The organism is Streptomyces sp. cg40 (assembly GCF_050320165.1).
GTDB classification, from domain to species: Bacteria; Actinomycetota; Actinomycetes; order Streptomycetales; family Streptomycetaceae; genus Streptomyces; species Streptomyces hokutonensis.
Genome location: NZ_CP190128.1, coordinates 3,339,660 through 3,361,890 on the forward strand (window position 1 = coordinate 3,339,660; position 22,231 = coordinate 3,361,890).

General features: G+C 70.6%; 21 protein-coding genes and 1 pseudogene. 5 read left to right on the plus strand and 17 right to left on the minus strand.

What is annotated here, in order from left to right; genetic code table 11:
* Positions 1-4: 4 nt before the first annotated feature.
* Genes ACQHII_RS14415 through ACQHII_RS14435 form a run of 5 tightly spaced genes read right to left on the minus strand, consistent with a single transcriptional unit; the run spans position 5 to position 5,731 of the window.
* Positions 5-805: an ABC transporter permease gene (locus ACQHII_RS14415; RefSeq protein ID WP_200714890.1), complete on the minus strand. Its 801-nt coding sequence runs from the start codon at positions 803-805 to the stop codon at positions 5-7.
* A complete protein-coding gene (locus ACQHII_RS14420) occupies positions 806-1,732 on the minus strand; it encodes an ABC transporter permease (protein WP_427919690.1) in 927 nt (308 codons plus the stop codon).
* Positions 1,732-2,886, minus strand: coding sequence for an ABC transporter ATP-binding protein (locus ACQHII_RS14425; protein WP_427919691.1), 1,155 nt, complete (start codon positions 2,884-2,886; stop codon positions 1,732-1,734). The genes ACQHII_RS14420 and ACQHII_RS14425 overlap by 1 nt, the downstream gene beginning before the upstream one ends.
* A 5-nt stretch (positions 2,887-2,891) precedes the next feature.
* Positions 2,892-4,139 (minus strand): ABC transporter substrate-binding protein, encoded by a 1,248-nt coding sequence (locus ACQHII_RS14430; RefSeq protein WP_427919692.1) that lies wholly within the window; start codon positions 4,137-4,139, stop codon positions 2,892-2,894.
* 56 nt (positions 4,140-4,195) lie between these two features.
* Positions 4,196-5,731, minus strand: a complete 1,536-nt coding sequence (locus ACQHII_RS14435) for a gamma-aminobutyraldehyde dehydrogenase (RefSeq protein WP_427919693.1) — start codon at positions 5,729-5,731, stop codon at positions 4,196-4,198.
* Between the two features lie 211 nt (positions 5,732-5,942).
* On the opposite strand from ACQHII_RS14435, the gene ACQHII_RS14440 reads away from it, so the two are divergent.
* Positions 5,943-6,530: an NADAR family protein gene (locus ACQHII_RS14440; protein WP_427919694.1), complete on the plus strand. Its 588-nt coding sequence runs from the start codon at positions 5,943-5,945 to the stop codon at positions 6,528-6,530.
* Positions 6,531-7,039: 509 nt separating this feature from the next.
* Here ACQHII_RS14440 and ACQHII_RS14445 read toward each other — a convergent pair.
* Positions 7,040-7,813 (minus strand): DUF4190 domain-containing protein, encoded by a 774-nt coding sequence (locus ACQHII_RS14445; RefSeq protein ID WP_427919695.1) that lies wholly within the window; start codon positions 7,811-7,813, stop codon positions 7,040-7,042.
* 194 nt (positions 7,814-8,007) lie between these two features.
* Here ACQHII_RS14445 and ACQHII_RS14450 point away from each other — a divergent pair.
* Both ACQHII_RS14450 and ACQHII_RS14455 read left to right on the plus strand, forming a co-directional pair.
* A pseudogene (locus ACQHII_RS14450) lies at positions 8,008-9,162 on the plus strand (adenosine deaminase); the annotation flags it as partial.
* Between the two features lie 37 nt (positions 9,163-9,199).
* Positions 9,200-9,886, plus strand: a complete 687-nt coding sequence (locus tag ACQHII_RS14455; RefSeq protein WP_427919696.1) for a glycerophosphodiester phosphodiesterase — start codon at positions 9,200-9,202, stop codon at positions 9,884-9,886.
* Here the strand turns inward: ACQHII_RS14455 and ACQHII_RS14460 are convergent.
* Entirely contained in the window at positions 9,870-10,544 is a 675-nt protein-coding gene (locus tag ACQHII_RS14460) for an NADPH-dependent F420 reductase (RefSeq protein ID WP_427919697.1), read from the minus strand. The genes ACQHII_RS14455 and ACQHII_RS14460 overlap by 17 nt on opposite strands.
* 30 nt (positions 10,545-10,574) lie before the next feature.
* On the opposite strand from ACQHII_RS14460, the gene ACQHII_RS14465 reads away from it, so the two are divergent.
* The gene (locus ACQHII_RS14465; protein ID WP_427919698.1) at positions 10,575-10,958 is read left to right on the plus strand and encodes a winged helix-turn-helix transcriptional regulator; all 384 of its coding nucleotides are present in this window, start codon (positions 10,575-10,577) and stop codon (positions 10,956-10,958) included.
* On the opposite strand, the gene ACQHII_RS14470 is transcribed toward ACQHII_RS14465, so the two are convergent.
* Entirely contained in the window at positions 10,940-13,381 is a 2,442-nt protein-coding gene (locus ACQHII_RS14470) for an RNA polymerase sigma factor (protein WP_427919699.1), read from the minus strand. The genes ACQHII_RS14465 and ACQHII_RS14470 overlap by 19 nt on opposite strands.
* 16 nt (positions 13,382-13,397) lie before the next feature.
* The gene (locus tag ACQHII_RS14475) at positions 13,398-14,717 is read right to left on the minus strand and encodes an alginate lyase family protein (protein WP_427919700.1); all 1,320 of its coding nucleotides are present in this window, start codon (positions 14,715-14,717) and stop codon (positions 13,398-13,400) included.
* Between the two features lie 246 nt (positions 14,718-14,963).
* Here ACQHII_RS14475 and ACQHII_RS14480 point away from each other — a divergent pair, with 246 nt between their 5' ends.
* On the plus strand, positions 14,964-16,121 hold the full coding sequence (locus ACQHII_RS14480) for a serine hydrolase domain-containing protein (RefSeq protein ID WP_427919701.1): 1,158 nt from the start codon (positions 14,964-14,966) through the stop codon (positions 16,119-16,121).
* Here ACQHII_RS14480 and ACQHII_RS14485 read toward each other — a convergent pair.
* The 8 genes from ACQHII_RS14485 to ACQHII_RS14520 form a co-directional block, all read right to left on the minus strand.
* Complete coding sequence (locus ACQHII_RS14485; protein WP_427919702.1) at positions 16,114-16,638, minus strand: hypothetical protein; 525 nt, start codon at positions 16,636-16,638, stop codon at positions 16,114-16,116. The two genes, ACQHII_RS14480 and ACQHII_RS14485, sit on opposite strands and share 8 nt — an antisense overlap.
* A 42-nt stretch (positions 16,639-16,680) precedes the next feature.
* The gene (locus ACQHII_RS14490; protein ID WP_427919703.1) at positions 16,681-18,354 is read right to left on the minus strand and encodes a carboxylesterase/lipase family protein; all 1,674 of its coding nucleotides are present in this window, start codon (positions 18,352-18,354) and stop codon (positions 16,681-16,683) included.
* An 83-nt stretch (positions 18,355-18,437) separates the two neighbouring features.
* Entirely contained in the window at positions 18,438-18,911 is a 474-nt protein-coding gene (locus tag ACQHII_RS14495; protein WP_427919704.1) for a hypothetical protein, read from the minus strand.
* Positions 18,895-19,386 carry an RNA polymerase sigma factor gene (locus tag ACQHII_RS14500; RefSeq protein WP_427925309.1) on the minus strand — a complete coding sequence of 164 codons (492 nt, stop codon included), beginning with the start codon at positions 19,384-19,386 and terminating at the stop codon, positions 18,895-18,897. Before ACQHII_RS14500 ends, ACQHII_RS14495 begins: the two co-directional genes overlap by 17 nt.
* 85 nt (positions 19,387-19,471) lie before the next feature.
* Positions 19,472-20,110 (minus strand): class F sortase, encoded by a 639-nt coding sequence (locus ACQHII_RS14505; RefSeq protein ID WP_427919705.1) that lies wholly within the window; start codon positions 20,108-20,110, stop codon positions 19,472-19,474.
* Positions 20,107-20,481: a sortase-dependent protein gene (locus ACQHII_RS14510; protein ID WP_427919706.1), complete on the minus strand. Its 375-nt coding sequence runs from the start codon at positions 20,479-20,481 to the stop codon at positions 20,107-20,109. The genes ACQHII_RS14505 and ACQHII_RS14510 overlap by 4 nt, the downstream gene beginning before the upstream one ends.
* Before the next feature lie 163 nt (positions 20,482-20,644).
* Complete coding sequence (locus ACQHII_RS14515) at positions 20,645-21,004, minus strand: nuclear transport factor 2 family protein (protein WP_427919707.1); 360 nt, start codon at positions 21,002-21,004, stop codon at positions 20,645-20,647.
* A 118-nt stretch (positions 21,005-21,122) separates the two neighbouring features.
* A complete protein-coding gene (locus tag ACQHII_RS14520; RefSeq protein WP_427919708.1) occupies positions 21,123-22,163 on the minus strand; it encodes an ABC transporter permease in 1,041 nt (346 codons plus the stop codon).
* Between the last annotated feature and the right edge of the window lie 68 nt (positions 22,164-22,231).

Genomic DNA, 22,231 nt, shown 5'->3' on the forward strand with positions numbered 1-22,231 from the left:
GCGGTTATGCCTTTACCTTGTTGCGGCGGTTGGTGATCGCCATCGAGACGAGCACCAACAATACGGCGACGAGGAACATGGCCGTACCGATGACATTGATCTGAACGGGTGTCCCGCGCTGTGCCGAACCCCAGACGAACATGGGGAAGGTGACGGTCGAACCCGCGTTGAAATTGGTGATGATGAAATCGTCGAAGGAGAGCGCGAAGGAGAGCAGCGCGCCCGCCGCGATTCCGGGGGCCGCGATGGGCAGGGTGACACGCAGGAAGGTCTGCGCCGGGCCGGCGTAGAGGTCCTGGGCGGCCTGTTCCAGGCGCGGGTCCATCGACATCACGCGGGCCTTGACGGCGGTGACGACGAAGCTGAGGCAGAACATGATGTGGGCGATCAGGATGGTGTAGAAGCCCAGTTGGGCACCCATGTTGAGGAACAGGGTGAGCAGCGAGGCCGCCATGACGACCTCGGGCATCGCCATCGGCAGGAAGATCAGCGAGTTGACGGCGCCGCGGGCGCGGAAGCGGTAGCGGACCAGCGCGAAGGCGATCATCGTGCCGAGGACGGTGGCGCCGATGGTCGCCCAGACGGCGATCTGGAGGCTGATGCTCAGCGAGCCGCACATGTCGGCGACACCGCACGGCTGCTTCCAGGCGTCCAGCGAGAACTGCTGCCACTCGTAATTGAAGCGCCCCTTCGGCTTGTTGAAGGAGAACACCGTGACGATGACGTTCGGGAGCAGGAGATAGCCGAGGGTCAACAGGCCCGCGATGACCACGAAATGGCGCTTGAACCAGCGTACGACTGCCATTTAGACCAGATCCTCCGTCCCGGACTTGCGAATGTAGATGGTCACCATGGCGAGAATGGCGGCCATGAGGACGAAGGAGAGAGCCGCCGCCGTCGGGTAGTCCAGGATGCGCAGGAACTGCGTCTGGATGACGTTGCCGATCATGCGGGTGTCGGTGGAGCCGAGGAGTTCGGCGTTGACGTAGTCACCGGCCGCCGGGATGAAGGTCAGCAGGGTGCCGGAGACGACGCCGGGCATCGACAGCGGGAAGGTCACCTTGCGGAAGGTGGTGAACGGCTTGGCGTACAGGTCGCCGGCCGCCTCGTGCAACCGTCCGTCGATGCGCTCCAACGAGGTGTAGAGCGGCAGCACCATGAACGGCAGGAAGTTGTACGTCAGTCCGCAGACGACCGCGAGCGGCGTGGCGAGGACGCGGTCGCCGGAGGTCCAGCCGAGCCAGTTGGTGACGTCCAGGACGTGCAGCGTGTTGAGGGCGCCGACGACCGGGCCGCTGTCCGCGAGGATCGTCTTCCAGGCCAGCGTGCGGATCAGGAAGCTGGTGAAGAACGGCGCGATCACCAGGATCATGATCAGGTTCCGCCAGCGTCCCGCGCGGAAGGCGATGAGGTACGCGAGCGGGTAGCCGAGCAGCAGACAGAGGATGGTCGCGGCGGCGGCGTAGAGGCCCGAGCGCACGAACTGCGGCCAGTACTCGGACACCGCGTCCCAGTAGGTCGAGAAGTGCCAGGTGACCTTGTAGCCGTCCTCCAGGGAGCCCGTCTGGATCGACGTGGAGCCCTGGTAGATCATCGGCAGCGCGAAGAAGACGATCAGCCAGAGAATGCCGGGCAGCAGCAGCCAGTACGGCGTCCAGCGGCCCCGCCTCTTGCGCGGCGCCTTCTCCTCCGGCGCCGGCGCCAGGGGCGGCGCCTCGGTGACAGCGGCCATCAGGCGGCCTCCTCCTCGGTGTCGACGCCCGCGTCGATGTCCTGCGCCGCGTCGAGGCCGAAGGTGTGCGCCGGGTTCCAGTGCAGGACGACGTCGGCACCGGGCCGCAGCCGGCCGTCGCGGTCGATGTTCTGGGCGTAGACCTCGAACTCGGGGCAGACCGGGCTGTCGATGACGTACTGGGTGGAGACGCCGATGAAGCTGGAGTCGACGATCTTGCCGGTGATGCGGTTGCGGCCGGCCGGGATCTCGCCCGCGTCGTCGGCGTGCGTGAGGGTGATCTTCTCCGGACGTACGCCGACCAGGACCTTGCCGCCGGTCGTCGTGGGCGCGGAACATCGCGCCTCGGGCAGGACGAGCTTGCCGCCGCCCGCCCTGAGGACGATGTCGTCGCCGGACTTGGAGTCGACCTCGGCCTCGATGAGGTTGGAGGTGCCGAGGAAGTTGGCGACGAAGGTGGTGTTCGGGTTCTCGTAGAGGTCGCTGGGCGAGCCGAGCTGCTCGACGCGGCCCGCGTTCATCACGGCGACCGTGTCGGCCATGGTCATGGCCTCCTCCTGGTCGTGCGTGACGTGGACGAAGGTGATGCCGACCTCGGTCTGGATACGCTTGAGCTCCAGCTGCATCTGGCGGCGCAGCTTGAGGTCGAGGGCGCCGAGGGGCTCGTCGAGGAGGAGCACCTTGGGGTGGTTGATCAGCGCGCGGGCCACGGCGACACGCTGCTGCTGGCCGCCGGAGAGCTGGTGCGGCTTCTTGCGGGCCTGCTCGCCGAGCTGGACGAGGTCGAGCATGTCGACGACCTGCTGCTTCACCGACTTGATGCCGCGCCGGCGCAGACCGAAGGCGACGTTCTCGAAGATGTCGAGGTGCGGGAAGAGGGCGTACGACTGGAAGACGGTGTTCACCGGCCGCTTGTACGGCGGGAGGTTGGTGACCTCCTGGTCGCCGAGGTGGACGGTGCCGGAGGAAGGTTCCTCCAGGCCGGCGATCATGCGCAGGGTGGTGGTCTTGCCGCAGCCGGACGCGCCGAGCAGGGCGAAGAACGAGCCCTGGGGCACGGTCAGGTCCAGCGGTTGCACGGCGGTGAAGCCGTTGTCGTAGGTCTTGCTGATACCGGAGAGGCGGACGTCGCCGCTGTTGTCCTTGGTGTTCATCCTCGTCACGCCCCTGTGAGCTTTGCGAACTTCTGCTGGTAGGCCGTCTCTTCCTTCGAGCTCAGGGAGCGGAAGGCGTGGGACTTGGCCGCCATGGCCTTGTCGGGAAGGATCAGCGGGTTGTCGGCCGCCGTCTTGTCGATCTTGGCGAGATACGGCTTCACGTCCCCGACCGGGCTGACGTAGTTGACGTAGGCGGCGAGTTCGGCGGCCGGTTCGGGCTCGTAGTAGTAGTCGATCAGCCGCTCGGCGTTCGTCTTGTGGCGCGCCTTGTTGGGGATCAGCAGGTTGTCGGTCGACGTCATGTAGCCGGCCTCGGGGATGACATAGCCGACGTCCGGGTTGTCCGACTGGAGCTGGACGATGTCGCCGCCCCAGGCGACACAGGCCGCGAAGTCGCCCTTGGTGAGGTCCGACGTGTAGTCGTTGCCCGTGAAGCGGCGGATCTGGCCCTTGTCGACGGCCTTCTGGAGGCGGGCGATGACCGCGTCGTAGTCGTCGGTGGTGAACTTCGCCGGGTCCTTGCCCATGTCGAGCATGGTCATGCCGACACTGTCGCGCATCTCGGTGAGGAAGCCGACGCGGCCCTTGAGCTTGGGGTTGTCGAGCAGGTCCGAGATCGACTTCACCTCGACGCCGTCGAGCGCCTTCTTGTTGTAGGCGATGACGGTCGAGATGCCCTGCCACACGTACGAGTAGGCCCGGCCGGGGTCCCAGTCGGGGCTGCGGAACTGGTCCGACAGGTTGGCGTAGGCGTGCGGCAGGTTGGACGCGTCCAGCTTCTGGACGTAGCCCAGGCGGATCATGCGGGCGGCCAGCCAGTCGGTGAGGACGATCAGGTCACGGCCGGTGGCCTGGCCCGCGGCGAGCTGCGGCTGGATCTTGCCGAAGAACTCGTCGTTGTCGTTGATGTCCTCGGTGTACTTGACCTTGATGCCGGTCCGCTTGGTGAACGCGTCCAGGGTGGGCCGGTGCTTGCCGCTGTCGTCCGTGTCGATGTACTCGGGCCAGTTCGAGAAGTCGATCTCCTTCTCGGCGGCCGAGTGGTCGTCGGCGGACACACCGCCCTGCGTCTTGCCTGCCGCGGGGATCCCGCAGCCGCTCAGGGCGCCGAGACCGCCGACCGCGAGCGCGCCGCCGGCGGAGGCGCGCAGCACCGAACGGCGGGTCCACGCGGACCTGCTCTTGGTGAAGCTGCGCCGGACGGCGGCCACTTCGGCCGGGGTCAGGCGGTCGGGCTCGTACTGCTTCATGCGCGTGCTGCCCTTTCGGGAGGAGACGGCGGCGCCTTGGGCGGCCGTCAGTTCTGCTATCGGTCCCCGAAGATCGTGCGGTGCCAGTCCTTCCTGACGACCGCGGTGTTGTCGAACATGACGTGCTTGATCTGGGTGTACTCCTCGAAGGAGTAGGCGGACATGTCCTTGCCGAAGCCGGACGCCTTGTAGCCGCCGTGGGGCATCTCGCTGATGATCGGGATGTGGTCGTTGATCCACACGCAGCCGGCCTTGATCTCGCGGGTCGCGCGGCCTGCCCGGTAGACGCCCTGGGTCCACGCGGAGGCGGCGAGCCCGTACGGGGTGTCGTTGGCGAGCGCGATGCCCTCGTCGTCGCTGTCGAAGGGCAGCACCACGAGCACCGGGCCGAACAGCTCCGACTGCACGATCTCGCTGTCCTGGGCGGCGTCCGCGACCAGGGTGGGGCGATAGTACGCGCCGTTCTTGAGATCTCCCTGAGGAGCCTCACCGCCGGTCACCACGCGCGCGTAGCCACGCGCCCGGTCGACGAAAGCGGCGACGCGGTCGCGCTGGACGTGCGAGATCAGCGGCCCGAGGTCGGTGCCCGGGGCGAAGGGATCGCCGACCCGGACGCCCGCCATGAGGGCGGCGGTCTTCTGGACGAACGCTTCGTAGAGGGGCCTTTGCACGTACGCGCGCGTGGCGGCCGTGCAGTCCTGCCCGGTGTTGATGAGCGAACCGGCGACGGCTCCGTTGACGGCGGCTTCGAGGTCGGCGTCGTCGAAGACCACGAAGGGCGCCTTGCCCCCGAGCTCCAGGTGGATGCGCTTGACGGTGGCGGTCGCGATCTCGGCGACACGCTTGCCGACGGCGGTGGACCCGGTGAAGGAGGTCATGGCCACGTCCGGGTGACCGACGAGATGCTCACCGGCGACCTTCCCCGTGCCGGTGACGATGTTGATGACCCCGTCCGGGATGCCGGCCTCGGTGGCGGCCTGCGCGAACATCAACGAGGTGAGCGGGGTCAGCTCGGCGGGCTTCAGCACGATCGTGTTGCCGGCCGCGATCGCCGGGAGGATCTTCCAGGCGGCCATCTGGAGGGGGTAGTTCCAGGGCGCGATGGAGCCGACGACACCGATGGGTTCACGGCGTACGTACGACGTGTGGTCGCCCGAGTACTCACCGGCGGACTGCCCCTGGAGGTGCCGTGCGGCACCGGCGAAGAAGGCCGTGTTGTCGATGGTCCCGGGGATGTCGAACTCGCGGGTCAGCTTGAGCGGCTTGCCGCACTGGAGGGACTCGGCGCGGGCGAAGTCGTCGGCGCGCTCGGCGAGCACGGCGGCGAAGCGGTGCAGCGCGTCGGAGCGCTCGCCCGGGGTGGCGCCCGACCAGCCCGGGAAGGCCGCGCGGGCGGCGGCCACGGCCGCGTCCACGTCGGCCGTGCCGGCCAGCTCGTACGTGTACACGTCCTCACCGGTCGCCGGGTCGACGACCGCGTGGGTGTGGCCCGAGGTGCCCTTGGTCAGGCGGCCCGCGATGAACTGCGCGCCGTCCGCGAAGTACTCCTGAGCGGGGAATCGTTCCGGGGTGGCGTTACCCGGGTTGTGCATGTCGCTCTCCTCCGCCTTCGCCCCGCTTCGTCCGCTGGCGGGTGGCGTAGCTCCAGCTCGATTTGAATGCCGATCCTGACAGAGCAAAGGGACTCCAACAAGTGATTCCGTTGTTGCCTTTTGGTTACGCGACGGAATCCTTCGACCAGGTGTCGAGTCCATGTGGAAAAGGGGGGACGGAGTGTCAGTGGTGCCTGCAAGACTCGCGTGTATGGACGGGATCACGGGGAAGCTCGCGGCGGGCGCCGCGCAAAGGATCGATTCACAGGAAGCCCTGATCAGGGAAGTGCGCGCCGGGGCCAAGGTCAAGTACCTGCGCTTCTGGGGCCACCGGCCACGCCCGGACGGCCGCGTGAGCGCGAGCTGCCTGAGCCAGTGGTGGCCGTCGCCGTTCACAGTGGACGGGACGACGTACGCGACCGCCGAGCACTGGATGATGGCGGGCAAGGCGCGCCTCTTCGGCGACACCGAGGCGCTCGCGCGTGTGCTTTCCGCCGGTCACCCGTCCGAGGCGAAGAAGGCGGGGCGCCTGGTGCGCGGCTTCGACGAGGAGACCTGGGCGCGGGAGCGGTTCGGGATCGTCGTGGAGGGGAGCGTCCACAAGTTCTCGGCGGACGAGGAACTGCGGGCGTTTCTGCTGGGCACGGGGGATCGCGTGCTGGTGGAGGCGAGCCCCGTGGACCGGGTGTGGGGAATCGGGCTGGCCGCGGATGATCCGGGGGCGGAGGATCCGGAGCGGTGGCGGGGGCCGAACCTGCTGGGGTTCGCGTTGATGGAGGCTCGGGGGCGGGTGGGGTAGGGGGTGGGGCCTCTGCGGGGGGGGGTGGCGCGGCTGGGAGGGGGGGTCGGTCGGGGTTGGGGCTGGCGGTGACGGGGGTCCGGGGGTGTCCGTGGGGCGGGGGGCTTCGGCCGCTGTTGTGTGTTGGCCGATGGGAGTCCCCGGGGCGGCTGAGGTGAGAAGTGGGCAAGCCCGGGGGCGTATGGGCGAAGGCACTTCGCCACGGCCGGGTTCACGCTGATGGAGACTCTGGGGGCTTCTGCGGGCGCGTCTCGGGGGTCTGTCGGGGAAGGCGCTTCGACCACAGCTGGACTCACGCTGACGGCAGTCCGGGGGCAGCTGCGGTCGGAGGTCGAGGCGCGCCCGGGGTTCGCGTTGGCCGAGGGCGCCGGGCGCAGCTTCGGCGGGCGCGGCTCAGGGGCCCGTCGGGGGAAGGCGCTGCGGCCGTCGCGGGGCTCACGGTCGTGGAGGGCCGGGAGCCGGATCGGTGGCGCGAGCCGCGGGGGCGGGTCGGGAAGCGGCTGTAGTGGTCAGTCCTGGGGCGGGATCTGGGTCGGCAGGGCGGGTGCGGAGTTGTACGACGAGGTCGAGTCGGAGTCCTGGCGGTCCTGCTCGTGCTCGTAGGTCGCGAAGGCGATGCCCAGTAGGGCGATCACCGCGAGGCCGAGGAGGATGCCGACGATGCCCGTGATCATGCCTGCCTGGGCCTGGCCCCGGTTCGTGGCCTGGCCTCGGTCGGCCCGCTTCTTGCCCTTGACGCCCAGGACGACGGCGATGATGCCGAGGACCAGGGAGACGATGCCGTAGATGCAGAAGAGGCAGCAGGACAGGATGCCCAGCACCAGGGCAACCGTGCCCAGGTTGTTCTGCGGGGCCATCGGCATACCGGGCCAGCCGTAGCCCTGCGGGTAGCCGGGGTAGCTGTAACCGCCGGGCATTCCTGGGGCGCCTGGTGCGCCCGGGGCGTTGGGCGGGCCGTAGCCGGGGGCGCCGTAGGTGGGGAGGCCGGAGGGACCGACCGGTGTGCCGGGCCGGCCGTAGCCGGGGGCGCCGGAAGCGGGTGGGGTTCCGGGGGTGCCAGAGGCAGGTGGGGCGAAGCCGTCGGACGGGAGGGCGGTCATCGTGGGCTGGTAGTGCAGGGACGGCGACTGCGGCGGAGGCTGCTGGGGCTGGTCCTGTGGGGGCGGCCGCCGGCCGGGGGTCGGCGGCTGGGCGCGCTTGTCCAGTGATGGCTTGCTCTCCGGAGGTGCCCACGGGTCATTGTTCGCCCCCGCGCCGCCGTCCGGCTGTGTCTGGTCCCCCATGTCCCGTCCCCGTCCCCGTCGGTCGACCGTCAGGCGGACCATGCTAGAGCGTTCACGTGACAGTTCGGCCATACGAGTGGCGCCACGGGTCCCGCCCGGGCTCGGCGCGATCAGCCGCACACCGCGAACGGCGCCACCGGTCCCGACCGGCGCCATCACGCCCGTCGGCCACCCACCTCCGCCCCTCCCGGTCCCCGGCCTACGATGATCCCGAGTCATCGATCAGCCGATCACCCGCGTCCCGTACGGCACTGCCCGGGGCGCCGTTCCGGGGAGGAACCTTGTCCGACCACAGCGCCGTACCCGCCGCCGGTCAGGCCCGCGAGCTGCATGCCTTCATCGCCGGGCTGCCCAAGGCCGAACTGCATGTCCATCACGTCGGCTCCGCCTCCCCGCGGATCGTCTCGGAGCTGGCTGCCCGGCACTCCGACTCCACCGTGCCCACCGACCCCGAGGCCCTGGTCGACTACTTCAGCTTCACGGACTTCGCGCACTTCATCGACGTGTATCTGTCCGTGGTCGACCTTGTTCGGACGCCCGAGGACGTGCGGCTGCTGACGTACGAAGTGGCGCGGGACATGGCCCGGCAGCAGGTGCGGTACGCCGAGCTGACCATCACGCCGTTCTCCTCGACGCGGCGCGGTATCGACGAGCGGGCGTTCATGGACGCGATCGAGGACGCCCGCAAGGCGGCCGAGGCCGAGTTCGGGACCGTACTGCGGTGGTGCTTCGACATTCCCGGTGAGGCAGGGTTGGAGGCGGCCGAAGAGACCGTGCGGCTCGCGACCGACGACCGGCTGCGGCCGGAGGGGCTCGTGTCGTTCGGGCTCGGCGGGCCGGAGATCGGCGTGCCCCGGCCGCAGTTCAAGCCGTACTTCGACCGGGCCGTCGCGGCCGGCCTGCACTCCGTGCCGCACGCCGGTGAGACCACCGGACCCGAGACGGTGTGGGACGCGCTGGGCGACCTGCGCGCCGAGCGCATCGGACACGGCACCAGTTCCGCGCAGGACCCCAAGCTGCTCGCGCATCTCGCCGAGCACGGCATCGCGCTGGAGGTCTGCCCGACCTCCAACATCGCCACCCGCGCGGTCCGCACGCTCGACGAACACCCGATCAAGGAGTTCGTCCGGGCGGGAGTCCTCGTCACGATCAACTCCGACGACCCGCCGATGTTCGGCACCGACCTCAACAACGAGTACGCGGTCGCCGCCCGCCTCCTCGACCTCGACGAGCGCGGTGTCGCCGACCTCGCGAAGAACGCCGTGGCGGCCTCCTTCCTGGACGCGGCCGGCAAGGCCCGTATCAACGACGAGATCGACACCTACACCTCGGCGTGGCTCGCGCCCTGACGGTCGGCGCTCCCGCGCCAACCAGCACAATGAGCCCATGGAGAACGTGACCGCCGTGGGCCATCGCGGCGACCCCTACCGTGCCCGTGAGAACACCGTCGACTCACTGCGTTCCGCGCTCGAACAGGGCGCGGACGCCGTCGAGTTCGACGTACGAGTGACCCGCGACGGCGTGCCCGTGCTGCTGCACGACGAGACGCTGCAACGGCTCTGGGAGGTGGACCGGCCGCTGAAGTCGCTGTCCGTGGACGAGGTGCGCGGGCTCACGGACGGCGGGGTGCCGACGCTGGTGGAGGCGCTGGCCGCGACCGAGGGCAGCCGGGTGATGGTCGACCTGCCCGGCGCGGCCGACCCGCGGGCCACGCGCCGGATCGTGGAGGTGATCCGCGAGTACGGTGCGGACGACCGGGCCTACTACTGCGCGGGCGCCGACTCGATGCTCGCCGTGCGCGCGGCCGACCCGTCCGCCGAGATCGCCCTCACCTGGACCTCGCTCGCCCCGCCGCGCCCCGCCGTGCTGGAGGCGGTACGGCCGCGCTGGCTCAACTACCGCTTCACACTGGTCGATCGGGACCTCGTCGCCCGCGTCCACCGCGACGGCTACCTCCTCTCCGTCTGGACCCCCGACACCCGCCGCTCGATGCGCCGACTCCTCGATCTGGGCGTCGACTCGATCACCACCAACCGCGTCGGCGTCCTGTGCGGGCTCAGGAAGAAGGGGTGAGGGTGGAGGCGGCCGGGGCTCGCGGTCCCGCCGACTCCACCGGCGGGGCGATGGACTGAGCGTCAACCCCCTCCCCCACCCACAACCGGATGAGCAGCGCGGCCGTCGCCTCCAGCAGCGCCGCGCCCCGGTCCAACTCCCCCGCCGCGAAGGGTTCGCAGCCCACGTCGCGCACCAACTGCCGTACGACCGCGAGGGCTTGCTCGTTGTCGCCGCTCAGGGGGACGCCCAGGGGGCGGCTGTCGAACACCGGGGGTGTCAGGCGCCAGACGTCCTCGTGGCAGAGGTTGAAGGCCTTGACGACATGGGTCTCGGGGCCCGCCGCGGAGGCGAGTCGCTCGGCGGCGGAGGGGGCGCCCGCGGTGAGCAGGCGGAAGCCCTCGCCGACCGGGTTCGTGCAGTCGATCACCACACGTCCGGTGAGCGGGAGTTGGGGGGCGACCTCGATCGCCGCACGCCACGGGAGTGCCAGCAGTACGGCGTCGGTGCCGAAGTCGGCGGCCTGGTGGAGGGTGCCGTGGTCGCCGCCCCAGCGGCGCGCGAGGGCTTCCGCCCGCCCCAAGTCCCGTCCGCCGAACAGCACTTCGTGTCCCGACCGGAGCCATTGCGCGCCGAGCGCGTCCGCCATTCCGCCGGTTCCGAGGATTCCGATTCGCATGGCACGACAGTAGGAAGGGGCTCGGGCACCATGTGGTGCGTGACCTCCGAACCCGTGTTTCTCGCCGACTGCCGGGCCCGGCTCGCCTTCGATCTGCTGGGCAACACCTGGAACTGTGTGGTGCTCTGGGCCCTGCGGCACGGTCCGGAGCGGCCGGGCGAGTTGCGCGGGCGGATCGGTGGGATCAGTCAGAAGGTGCTGACCGAGACCTTGCGGCGGCTGGAGTTCAACGGGCTGGTGGCACGGCGGTCCTACGGTGGCTCGCCGCCACGGGTGGAGTACGAACTCACCGCGCTGGGGCGGACGTTGCTCGAACCGATCGACGCGTTCGGGGTTTGGGCGTTCGAGCACGGGGACGAAGTCATGGCCGCGCAGGACGACTTCACGCGCGGCGGTCAGACCCGGGAGACCTGAGCGACCGTCGCCGGGTCGGCCGGGGTGGTGCGGGTGACGTACTGGGGTACCGGGGCGTCGTCCTTTCCGGTGTCGCGAGTCAGGCCGTAGCGGGTCGCGCCCTGGGCGGGGCCGGTGGTGATGTCCTGCTCCACGGCGTCCCAGGTGGTGGGGAAGACGTTCAGGCCGTAGTCGGCGCCGCGTTCGTTGACGGTGAGGGTGACGCTGCCGTCGACGTAGAAGTACTCGTTCTGCCACATCTGTTGGGTGCCGGTGGGCAGGACGTCGTAGCCGGTGGTCTTGCTGCCCATGCCGGTGGCGGTGGGGTCGGTGGTGCTGACCGGGTCGTCCATACGACGGCCGCCGCCGGAGGCCACGTGGAAGAGCTTGCCCTTGAGTGCCGTCCAACTCGGCATGACCAGCGCGCCGGAGCGGTACTGCGGTGAGACCTGCCAGCGGACGAGGACGTAACCCTGGCCGCTGAGCGTCACGTTGTCCCCGCGGTGGTTCATGGTGGCGTGCGCGCCGCCGGTGCTGGTGAGGCCGGAGGCCGGACGGTGCGGGAGGGCCGCGGGCGGGGTGTCGGGGTTCGGGGCGCGGTCCACGGCGTCGACGACCGAGCCGTACGGTCCGCCGGTCGTCCTGGAGGAGGGGGACGGGGAGAGGGACGGGGAGGGGGGTGCGGTGGTCGCGGTCGCCGTGGCGGACGAGGGGTGGAGGGTACCGGCCGACGCGGTGGGGGTCAGGGCCCTCGGGGGTGGGCTGTCCGGGGTGTGGGTGGCGACGTAGACGCCGCCCGCCGCGATCGTCGCACCCGCCGTCACGGCGACAGCGGGCTTGGTCAGCAGCCCGAGCACCTTGGCCGGCCACCCGACGGCCCCACCGGCCAAGCCGACGGTCCCCGCCGCACCGGCAGCGCTTCCGGCGGAGCCCGCGGCACCGGCCGCACCGGCGGCACTTCCGGCTGAACCCGCGGCACCGGCCACGCCCGCCGAGCCCACGGCGCCTGCCCCGTGAACAGCACCCGCGGAGCCCGCGACACCGGCGGAACCCGAAACGCCCGCGCCCCCGGCCGAACCCGCGGCACCCGCGACTCCGGACAATCCCGTCGAGCCCGCGACACCCGAAGCTCCCGCAGCGCCTACGGTCCCGGCAGCATGCGCCGCACCTGAAGCCCCCGCGAGACCTGCCGAACCCGAAGCCCCGGCAGACCCCGCAACACCCGAAGCTCCGGCGCCCCCGGCCGAACCCGCGCCTCCGGCAAATCCGGTGGTTCCCGCAACACCCGAAGCTCCCGCGGCGCCTACGGTCCCGACGGCATGCGCCGCACCTGAAGCCCCCGCCGTCCCTGCCGCACCCACTGCCCCGACAGCGTGCGCCGAAGCCGCGGCACCGGCCGCGCCCGCCGCTCCTGCCGTCCCGCCCGCGCCCGCGACGCCCGAGGCCCCTGCCGAGCCGGCGAAACCGGCTGTACCCGCCGCCCCGGCCGGTCCCGCGAAACCGGCTGCCCCCACAGAGCCGCCCGCCCCGACCGCACCAGCAGCCCCCGCTGCACCAGCCGAACCAGTCACGCCGACCGCACCACTGACCCCGCCCAGCCCACTCGCCCCGGCCGCGAAAGCCGCCCCCGCCGCAGCCGCCGCCGTCTTCGCGCCGAAGGCCAGGGACAGGGTGAAGCCGATGGGGAGGGGGACCAGGGCGATGCCGACGAGGAGGCGTTCCGCGGGGACTACGGACTCTCGGGGGTCGCCGCAGTAGGAGCAGCCGCGCAGGTGGCGGGCCACGCGTTTGCGCCAGACCGAGTCCTGGCGGCCGTCCCGGCGGGCGGTGACCTCGCGGAGTTCGGGGCAGGCGCCGTCGAGGGCGCGGACGATGGCCCGGGCGGTCTCCAGGCGTTCCTTCATGCGCTGGACGCGGACCGCCGCGTGCTGGCGGCTGATGCCGACGGCCGCCGCGAGTTCGCGGCGGGTGAGTTCGCCGCCGACCTCCAGCCACCACAGGGAGAGGAGTTGGCGGTCCTCGTCGTCGAGCCAGCGGACCGCCTCCGCGACCTCGCGCCGCTGGCCCTCCAACTGGAGCCGCAGGACGGTCAGTTCGGCGAAGTCGGCGGCGTCGCCCGGTAGTCCGTCCGGGAGTTGGTCGGGGGACTTGCGGCGGCGGGCCCGGTCCCGGATCTGGCGCATGGCGATCGCGACCAGCCAGGACCGGAAGCTGTCGGGGTCGCGGAGCGAGCCGAGGTGGTCGACGGCGCGGAGCATCGTCTCCTGGACCACGTCGTCCACGTCCGCGTGGCCGTTGAGGGCACGGCCGACCACGTTGTAGACCAACGGCAGCCAGCCCGCGACCAGTTCGTCCAGCGCCCGCCGGTCACCGGCCTGCGCCGCCTCGATGGTGGAGTGCCACTGCCGCCCGTCCACGTCGTTCTCCGCCCTTCCCGACCTCACCCGGTCTCCCCCGACGTCACTTGCTGTACAGCAGCGTCCCGAAGCCGAGTTGGTCGTAGCCGCCGCTGTTGGGCCCGTAGTCGCCGCCACCGCCCTCCGCACGCACCTTCTCAGCCATGAGGGTGATGAACGGGGTGTTCAGGCGCCGCCGGCGGGCGTAGTGGTTGTGCAGAATCTCCCAAACCGGGCGAACGGCTCCCCGGGCTATGTCCGAGATCACAGACTGCTCCAGGTAGCGTCCGGCGCCCTGTCCGCTGCGCCAGGCGTACGTCGTGAAGGGCACGGCCGCGCCGAGGTTGTACTTGGCGACGTACTCGGCGGCCTTCATGAACCGGTTGTCGAGGTAGCCGTAGAGGTCGACGCCCTGGTTCCAGGCCATCTCGCAGATCGCGCCCATGAGGCCCATGCCCATCATGGTGTGGCCCTGGTCGCGGCCGCTCTCCTGCCACTGGGCGAGGTTCTGGCCGTCGTAGACGAAGGGGATGGCGTGCGTGAACGAGCCGTTGCCCGCACCGGACTTCATATAGGTCACCGCGCGTTCGAAGGTGGCGCGGTCGTCGCACAGGATGCCCGTCGCCATCAGGGAGGCGACGTTGCACAGGTCCCAATTCGCCCAGTAGTTGGTGATGTTGGCGGTGTTGTGGTTGGTGAGGAAGTCGGTGTTCATCGACACGAAGACGGTGTGCAGCATCTTCTTGAAGCGGGCGAACTCGAAGTCCGGGTGGTCGCGGACGAGTTCGGCGGCGTTGGCGAACTGGTAGCCGTAGATGCCGGAGGCCAGGAAGCGGTCGGCGTTGCCGTTGACCGAAGTCAGTTTGGCCGACCAGGCGTTGAGGATGGCGACGGCCGTGTCGCCGTTGGCCTTGGTGCCGCCGATCCGCCAGCGCAGGGCGTTCTGGTAGGCGGCGTGGATGTCGTTGTAGAGGGTGACGTAGTTCTGGCCGGCGCCGCCGCGCACGACGACGGCCTGCGGGCGGGGCTGCCAAGTGCTCGCGGAGTGCCGGTTGTCGGTGAGCCGGGTCCAGCCCTTCAGCCAGGGGTCCTTGTGGGCGGCGATCCGGACCTTGGCGCGGTGCAGGTCACCGGCGTTGTGCAGCATGCCCGGGTGGACGAGGGCCTGCGGCCGGGCGGTGGCGGTGCCGATGGCCGTGCCGGGCTGCGCGGCGTCCGCACCGCCTCCGGAGAACGCGGCGATCCCGCCGCCCACGACTCCCGCCGCCGCGACGCCGCCGCCGAGCGTGAACAGGCCCCGGCGGGTCAGGCGGTGCTTGTTGGCGGCCTTTCGGGCACCGGCCGGCTCGGGGGCGCCGGTCGGTTCGGGTGCGTTCGTTGCCATGTGGGTGGCTCCGGTGCGTGAGGAAGCGGAGGACGCAGAGGGAGACGGGGTGAAGGCTTCGGCGATAACAGTTTTTTCGGCGCCGGGTTGGATCCCGTAGGGGGCGACCCCGGTAAACCCCTTGTTCCGCACGGGAGTTGGTCCGGGTGATGCCAGGGGTGGGTGCCCTCCTCGCCGACGATCCGCGGACGGCCGTAGCCGATGAGGCTGATCACCGACAGCCACCGCGGAACTCAGGAGCAGCCGATGCGCACCCGCCGTCGCACCACCGTCGTCACCGCCTCGCTCGTCCTCGCCCTCGCGGCCGGCCCGCTGGCCGCACCCGCGTTCGCCGCGCCCCCGGCCCCCTCAACTGCCGTACGGGGAACGGCCGGTCCGGACGCCGAGGCGCTGCGGGCCGCGCTCGCCGGGCTGCCGGACGCGGATGCCACCGCGGCTCTCGTACGGGTGGGCGGAACGGACGGGAGCTGGCGCGGAAGTGCCGGGGTGCACGATCTCGAGAGCGGTACCGCCGCGGATCCGGACGCGCGCTTCAGAGCCGGCTCGACGACGAAGGTCGTGACGGCGGCGACGGTGCTCCGGCTCGCGGCACAGGGGAAGGTCGACCTGGACACACCGGTCCAGCACTACCTCCCGGGGCTGCTCACGAAGGCCTTCGAGCCCGTCTCCGTACGGCAGTTGCTCAACCACACCAGTGGCATCCAGGCCGGCGACGGCTTCGGGGACGCCTTCGAGGACCAGTACGCGCACCGCTTCGACACGCTCACGCCCCAACAGGTCGTCGCGTCGGCGGTGGCGAAGGGGCCGGAGTTCCGGCCGGGCACGCGGCAGGACTACCTCAACATCAACTACACGATCCTCGGCCTGCTGATCGAGAGGGTGACGGGACACTCGTACGCCACGGAGGCCACCCGGCTCGTGCTGCGCCCGGCGGGCATGCGGGACACGTACTTCCCCGGCACCGACCCGCGCATCCGCGGCCCGCACAACCACGGCTACCAGGTGGTCCAACAGGCCGACGGCACAACGAAGTTCGTCGACGTCACCGACTGGAACCAGGCGGACCGGTGGGCGGCCGGCGACATGATCTCGACGACCGCCGACCTGGAACGGCTGATCACCGCGCTGTTCCGGGGCCGGATCGTACCGGGGCCGGAGCTGAAGGAGATGTTCACGGTGCCGTCCGGTATCGAGGGCGCCAGTTACAGCGCCGGGCTCCAGCGTTTCGAGTACGGCGGGAAGGTCTACTGGCTCAAGTCCGGTGCCCGGTACGGCTACAGCGCGGTCGTCCTCGCCACCCGCGACCTGTCCCGCACCCTCGTCTACTCGGTCGATTCGACGGACGCCAAGGGCGAGTCGATGAACGCGGTCGCGATGCGGATCGCGCTGGCGGCGCTCAAGTAGCCATACCCGGCACGGTAGTTGGCGCAAGCACCGCTTCCAGCCGCTTGATCTTCTTCCGGACGACGTACAGCGGGACGATCCCGATGACCCCGAAGGACATGTCGATCACCGTCCACCAGAGGGGAATTCCGCGGATCGGTCCGCAGATCAGGGCGAGCGGGATGATCCCGGCGCAGGCGATCATCCCGAACTCGACGACCCAGATGTTGCGGACCGGGTCGCGGTAGGGGCCGTAGAAGGCGACCGCGATGACGAGGTGGGCGAAGGCCAGCCAGTCCGTGCCGTAGAGGAGGAAGGGGTAGTCGGTGTCGGCGGTGTCGAGTCCCTGGCGTACGCGCTCGATCCAGTCCGCGAGGGCGGGCAGGTAGTGCGGTACGGACAGGGACCTCAACACTGCCTCGGCCCAGCGGAGTTCGTGGACCAGCGGGAAGGCGGTGGCGCCGCTGAGCACCAGACAGACGACGAACAGGGCAAGCCAGGCGCGGATGCCCTTCAGGAGGGCGGCTCTGTCGTTCATGACGGCAGCCTACGCCGTTATTTGAACGCGTTCAAAACAACGTCACGACGCCCCGAGACTCCCCCAGAAGTCCAGGTCGTGTTCCTGGGCGAAGTCACGGGTGGACTGGGAGCAGGCGGCCGGAGGCGCGTCGCTCGACGGGGCCGTGTCGCAGGCCTTCAGGGACATCAACTCCCCTGTCCCCGTACGGTACTTCGGCCAGTTCGGGAGGCCGGAGCCGTTCGGGTCGCCGGTCGCGGTGAAGTGGTCCCAGAAGGTGATCATCTGGTGGGACAGCTCCAACTGGTCGTCGTCGTACGGCAGCGTCTGGCCCAGGTAGTCCCAGAGGTAGCCGAGGTCGTCGACGTGGATGGCGCCGCCGAAGGGGAAGTCGTGGGCGGTGGCGCTCTGTTGCTGGAGGCGGTAGATCGAGGTGAAGTGCGGGGTGTCGCTCTCGGCGAACTCGTAGGCGTACGTCGGCACCCAGCGCGACAGCCGTGCCATCAGCTGTTGGCGGTCGTAGGAGGTCGAGCCGTTCTGGACGGCGGTCCAGGCCTGGCCCGGGGTGAGGTAGGCGGTGAGCGGGTATTCGGCGAGGACCTTGGCCGCGTTCGTGCCGTACGTCGACCTCACCGACTGGGTGTACTGGTCGGCGGTCATCGGTGTGCCGAGGTAGTCGTAGTTCTGGAAGGTGAACAGGCCTCGCTCGCTGTTGGTCTGGCCGAGCATCACCGGGACTCTGGTGAAGTTCCCTGTCTGTACGGCTGTTGCCGGGTCGAGTGGGAAGGCCGTGCCGCCGAGGGACGGACGGACCGGGGCCTTGAGCTGTGCGGCGACGATCGCGGCGGCGGGCTTGGCGCGCAGGCAGGCGAGGACGTCGGACGCGGTGGCGCAGCCGATCTCCTGGACGAAGGCCCGGCTCTGTGTCTCACCGGCCGCCGCCGACTGGAGGGCGCAGCTGCCGCTCATGATCACCGCGCGGGCGAACAGACCCTTGGCGGTGGGCGAGGCGAGCTGGTCGCAGACCGAACTGCCGCCCGCGGACTGGCCGGCGATGGTGACGTTGCCCGCGTCGCCGCCGAAGTGCCCGATGTTGGACCGCACCCAGCGCAGCGCGGCCTGCTGGTCCAACAGGCCGTAGTTTCCGGCGCCGTTGGCGTTCTCGGCGCGGAGTTCGGGGAGGTTGAGGTAACCGAGCGGTCCCAGGCGGTAGTTGACGGTGACGACGACCGCACCCGTCTGCTGGACGAACTTGCGCGGGTCGGTGTCCTGGCCCGCGCCGCCGAGGAAGCCGCCGCCGTGGATCCAGACCACGACCGGGGCGTCGGCGCTGCTCCCTTGCGGGGCATAGACGTTGAGGGCGAGGCAGTCCTCGGTGGTGATCGCCTTCTCGTAGCCGGGGTCCCAGCCGGAGGGCTGGGCGCATCGGTCGGCGAAGCGGGTGGCGTCGCGGACGCCCGTCCAGGAGGCGACCGGGCGGGGGGCCGTCCAGCGGTCGGCGGCGGTGGGGGTGGCGGCGTACGGGATGCCGAGCCAGGCGTCGTATCCGGTCGCTGCCTGGCCCTTCACCTTGCCCGAGGCGGTGGGGACCACCAGCGAGGTGCGGTGCGAACTCCCTTGTGCGGGAGGGGATTTCAGCGCGTGTACGGCGATCGGGGACAGGAGCCCAAGGCCGAGCACGCTCACGGTGGCCAGGGTGGTGCGGACTCTGCTGCGGAGTGTCGTCGTCCTTCCCATGACTCACTTGTGTAACCGCTTGGCAATATTGTCGGCAAGATGTGCGACACGATTGGCCGCAAATACCCCTGTGGGCGCGGGAGTTATCGCGTACGGGTCGGTACGGCCGAGGGGGCGACGGTCCGGGCCGTGGGTGAGGCCGATGCCGATGCCGATGCCGTGGGGATCCTGGACGGTTCCGTGGTGGGGGCGCTCGTGCGGCTCGGGTCCGGGGTGGGGGTGGGAGTGGGTGCCTTGGTTGCGGGCAAGGGGGACGGAGTCGTAGGACTGCTGCTCGCGGGGGGCGGGGCGAGCGGGACCGTGGGGGTCACGGGGGTGTCGTGGTGGGCCAGGCGGAACGGGAGGGCGGCGAGGACGAGGACCGCGCAGGTCGCGCCGGCGCCGGCCGCAGCGCGGAGCAGGCGGCGGCGGTGCGCGCCGCGGCGGATCGACTCGTAGCGGCCGGGGGGCGGGCCCAGGTACTCGGCGGAGGAGGGCCGCAGGATGACCGTGAGGGGGTCGTCGAGGGCGAGATCGGGCTCCCGCCCCTCGTCCTCCTCGTCAAAGTGTGTGGTCAAGGCTTCTCCTCAGATGGGCTCGGAGCAGTTCGCGGGCCGCGTGGAGGTCGGCCTTGATGGTTCCTTCCTTGCGCCCGGTCAGCACGGACACCTCCCGGATCGGCATGTCAGCGTAGTAGTGCAGGAGGATCGGGACGCGCAGTCGTTCCGGCAGCGACTGGACGAGCAGCCGTACGGACGGGTCGGTCTGTTCGGTGGGCGGGCGTACCGCTTCCTCGGTGGTGGCGCGGCGCACGGCCCGGCGTTCGCGCTCCAGTTTGCGCCAGTGGTCCCGGACCAGGTTGGCGGCGGTGACGTAGAGGAAGCCGCGCGGTTCCGCGACCTTCGTCCAGCGGGCCCAGAGCCGGGTGAAGGCCTCGGAGGCGATCTCGTGGGCCGTCTCGTCGTCGTCGACGAGCCGGCGGCACCAGCCGGCGAGGCGCGGGTAGACGGCGGCGAACAGTTCGGACGCTGCCGTCTCGCGGGACCGTTTCAACATGCTCCGTAGGGGGTGGTGAGGTTCACGGAGGAAGACCCCGGACCGCCGGCGGGGGTTCCGGCGGTCCGGGATCCGGACCGGATCAGGGGCTCGGGGCGGTCAGGGCCGCAAAGACGATCACGTTGTCGAGGTAGCCCGTACCGGTACGGGTTCCGCCGCAGGTGATGAGCCGCAGTTCGGGGCGGTCCACGTTCCCGTACACCTCGTCCGAGGGGAAGTCGGCCTTGGCGACCGTCCGCACCTCGGTGACCGCGAACACGGCCGTCGTGCCGTTCTCCAGGCCCACGTCGATCCGGTTCCCCGCGCGCAGCCGCGCCAGGTGGCGGAAGACCCCGTCCCCGTACGCGCCGACCGTCACATGCCCGAGGATCACCGACGGCCCGGTCGCGCCGGGCGTCGGCGAGTAGCGGTACCAGCCCGCCCGGTCGTGCGCCGTGATCGGCGGCACCTGCACGGTGCCGTCCGCGGCCAGCCCCAGCCGCATGACCGGGGTGTCGACCCCGATGGCCGGGACGCGCAGGGTGACCGGGACGGACCTTGCGAGGGCGTGGACCGGCTTCGCGGTGGCGGTCGGCGAGGAGGGCGTCGGGCTTCCCTGCTCCGAACTCCTCTGTTTCGCGGCAGAGTTCGTGGCCGGGGCCGTCCCGTTTCCGCCGCCGCAGCCGGTGAGCAGGGCCGCCGCCGACGCCGTGACGAAGGCGCGCCTGGAGAGCGAGGTCATGCCCCGGTCGCCCTCCGGCGCCGTACGACGACGAAGGCGCCGCCACCGACGACGGCCGCGGCGGCTCCCCCGCCGATCAGCGTGGTCGACAGGTCGGACGACTTCGACACCGGCGCGACACCGGTGTCCGGGGCGCCGCGCGGGACGGTGGCGACCTGGCTCGGCGCCACGGTCGGTACGGCGGAGGGCTCGGCGCTCGGCCTCCGCGTGGGGGCGGCGGTGGCGCTGGGGACCGGGCTCGGCGCCGTGGTCGGTACGGCGGACGCGGCGGGGGTGGGCGCCGCGGACGCCGCGTGGGCGAAGGCGGGCACGGTGCTCGCCAGTACGGCGCCGCACGCGAGTGCCATGGCGCTGAGGACAGTTCGGCGCATGAATCGCTCTCTCTCGTCTGTCGGCCCGCCGGATCCGCCGGTGGTGCACCGGCGGGGCGGGTTACGGATCGAGCGGAGAGACGAGGCGGCGGGAGGGCGGGTTGCAAAGAGCGGGCAAAGTCCTGGAGGCGTACGGAACTTCGCGGCTGTCCCGCGTCGCGGCTCAGGCGTGGAGCGGGGCCAGGTCGATGTAGACGCGGAAGTCGTCGATGAGGCCGGTCTCGTCGACGTGCCACATGGTGACGGCGGGGACGGTGACCGTGTCGCCGGTCAGCCGGACGTAGTCGACCGTCTCCTCGACGATGGCGTCGGCGCCGGTGTACCACTCACGGACGACGTTGTGGCGCAGCCCCTTGATGGTGGCGAAGAAGGCGCCGGTGCCGGCCGCTATCTCCTCGGGTCCGGTCATCGGCGCCGCGTTCCCGAAGCGCATCCGGCCCTGTAACGCGAACAGGCGGCTGAAGCCGACGGCGTCGGTCCCGTCGACCAGGGCGAAGACCCTGGCGGCGAATTCTGTGGGCATGGCGGGCTCCCTCGGGTCGAGACTCCGGCGACGGCACCGGCGCCCCGGTCCCTTTGTGCGGCTCTACGGCTGTACGGTGTCGAGCCTAGTCCGCGCCGGGACAGGGGAGTTGGCGCCTTCAGGCGGGTGTGGCCGCCGCGGTGGCCGGAGTGCCCCGCCGGTACACGTCCTTGAGGTAGAGGACGAGGGCGGCGCCGAGGATCCACACCGGGAGGATCACCAGGGCGCGGGTGAGGCCGTCGTTCTGGAAGCGGGAGAGGCCCTGCATCGCGCGGACACCGACACCGACCGGCAGGATCTCGGAAAGTGGGCGCAGCCAGCCGGGGAGGTAGGCCGCCGGCATGATGCCGCCGCTGCTGCTGTTGCCGAGGATCAGCATGAGGATCGAGGCGAGGCTGACGCCGGCGGAGCCGCACAGCCGCAGCAGCACCATGGTCGTGCCGCCGACCGCCGCGCCCATCAGCGCGATGACCGTGACGAGCGGCACGAAGGAGCCGGGCAGCGCCCCGAAGCCGGTGCTCCCCGCGATGGTCGCGATCAGCAGTCCCCCGACGATGCCGAACAGGGCCAGGCTGGCCATCCGCCAGCGGTACTGGAGGCGGGGCGCGAGCTGGTAGGTGGTCATACCGAAGAGGTAGCCCGCGAGGACCAGGCCGAAGGCCGCGTAGAAGACGGAGAGGCCGCGGGTGTCCCCCGCTGCCGCCGGGGCCACGTCCTCCACGGCGAGTTCGTGGTGCTCGGCGTGCGCGACGGCGCCGAAGGCGGTGGTCACGGTCGCGGTGACGGCGGCGCCGTTCGCGCTGCCGTAGAGGAGTTCGCCGTCGCCGAGGTAGGCGGCGTAGACCTTCCTGTCCTGTACGGCGTTCCGGGCGGCGGTCTCGTCCGGGTAGGTCTCCACGCTGAAGCCGCCCGGAGCGACGCGCTCCAGATCCTGGCTCAGGTGAGTCTGTGCGGTGCCTATCTCCGTTGTGCCGACGCGGAGTTGGTGCGGGCTCGGGGCGTGGAAGGCGGCGAGGTAGACGCTGACGAACACGGTGCCGATGAGCAGCACGACCGCGACGGGGAGCAGGACGGCGCGCGCGTTTCCGGGGCCGGGGGGCGGGTGGGCCACGTCGAGGGCGTGCTTGTGGGGCGGGCGGGTGGCGACTTGCTGGGACATCGGCGGCGTCCTAGATTAGAAGGCAACTGATAATATTTGTACATCACAATCAGCTGCCTTACAAAAGA

Bases quoted from the DNA above. Each gene is read 5' to 3' on its own strand.
- ACQHII_RS14415 (WP_200714890.1), bottom strand. From the start codon at position 805: ATGGCAGTCGTACGCTGGTTCAAGCGCCATTTCGTGGTCATCGCGGGC.
- ACQHII_RS14420 (WP_427919690.1), bottom strand. From the start codon at position 1,732: ATGGCCGCTGTCACCGAGGCGCCGCCCCTGGCGCCGGCGCCGGAGGAG.
- ACQHII_RS14425 (WP_427919691.1), bottom strand. From the start codon at position 2,886: ATGAACACCAAGGACAACAGCGGCGACGTCCGCCTCTCCGGTATCAGC.
- ACQHII_RS14430 (WP_427919692.1), bottom strand. From the start codon at position 4,139: ATGAAGCAGTACGAGCCCGACCGCCTGACCCCGGCCGAAGTGGCCGCC.
- ACQHII_RS14435 (WP_427919693.1), bottom strand. From the start codon at position 5,731: ATGCACAACCCGGGTAACGCCACCCCGGAACGATTCCCCGCTCAGGAG.
- ACQHII_RS14440 (WP_427919694.1), top strand. From the start codon at position 5,943: ATGGACGGGATCACGGGGAAGCTCGCGGCGGGCGCCGCGCAAAGGATC.
- ACQHII_RS14445 (WP_427919695.1), bottom strand. From the start codon at position 7,813: ATGGGGGACCAGACACAGCCGGACGGCGGCGCGGGGGCGAACAATGAC.
- ACQHII_RS14455 (WP_427919696.1), top strand. From the start codon at position 9,200: ATGGAGAACGTGACCGCCGTGGGCCATCGCGGCGACCCCTACCGTGCC.
- ACQHII_RS14460 (WP_427919697.1), bottom strand. From the start codon at position 10,544: ATGCGAATCGGAATCCTCGGAACCGGCGGAATGGCGGACGCGCTCGGC.
- ACQHII_RS14465 (WP_427919698.1), top strand. From the start codon at position 10,575: ATGTGGTGCGTGACCTCCGAACCCGTGTTTCTCGCCGACTGCCGGGCC.
- ACQHII_RS14475 (WP_427919700.1), bottom strand. From the start codon at position 14,717: ATGGCAACGAACGCACCCGAACCGACCGGCGCCCCCGAGCCGGCCGGT.
- ACQHII_RS14480 (WP_427919701.1), top strand. From the start codon at position 14,964: ATGCGCACCCGCCGTCGCACCACCGTCGTCACCGCCTCGCTCGTCCTC.
- ACQHII_RS14485 (WP_427919702.1), bottom strand. From the start codon at position 16,638: ATGAACGACAGAGCCGCCCTCCTGAAGGGCATCCGCGCCTGGCTTGCC.
- ACQHII_RS14490 (WP_427919703.1), bottom strand. From the start codon at position 18,354: ATGGGAAGGACGACGACACTCCGCAGCAGAGTCCGCACCACCCTGGCC.
- ACQHII_RS14505 (WP_427919705.1), bottom strand. From the start codon at position 20,110: ATGACCTCGCTCTCCAGGCGCGCCTTCGTCACGGCGTCGGCGGCGGCC.
- ACQHII_RS14510 (WP_427919706.1), bottom strand. From the start codon at position 20,481: ATGCGCCGAACTGTCCTCAGCGCCATGGCACTCGCGTGCGGCGCCGTA.
- ACQHII_RS14515 (WP_427919707.1), bottom strand. From the start codon at position 21,004: ATGCCCACAGAATTCGCCGCCAGGGTCTTCGCCCTGGTCGACGGGACC.
- ACQHII_RS14520 (WP_427919708.1), bottom strand. From the start codon at position 22,163: ATGTCCCAGCAAGTCGCCACCCGCCCGCCCCACAAGCACGCCCTCGAC.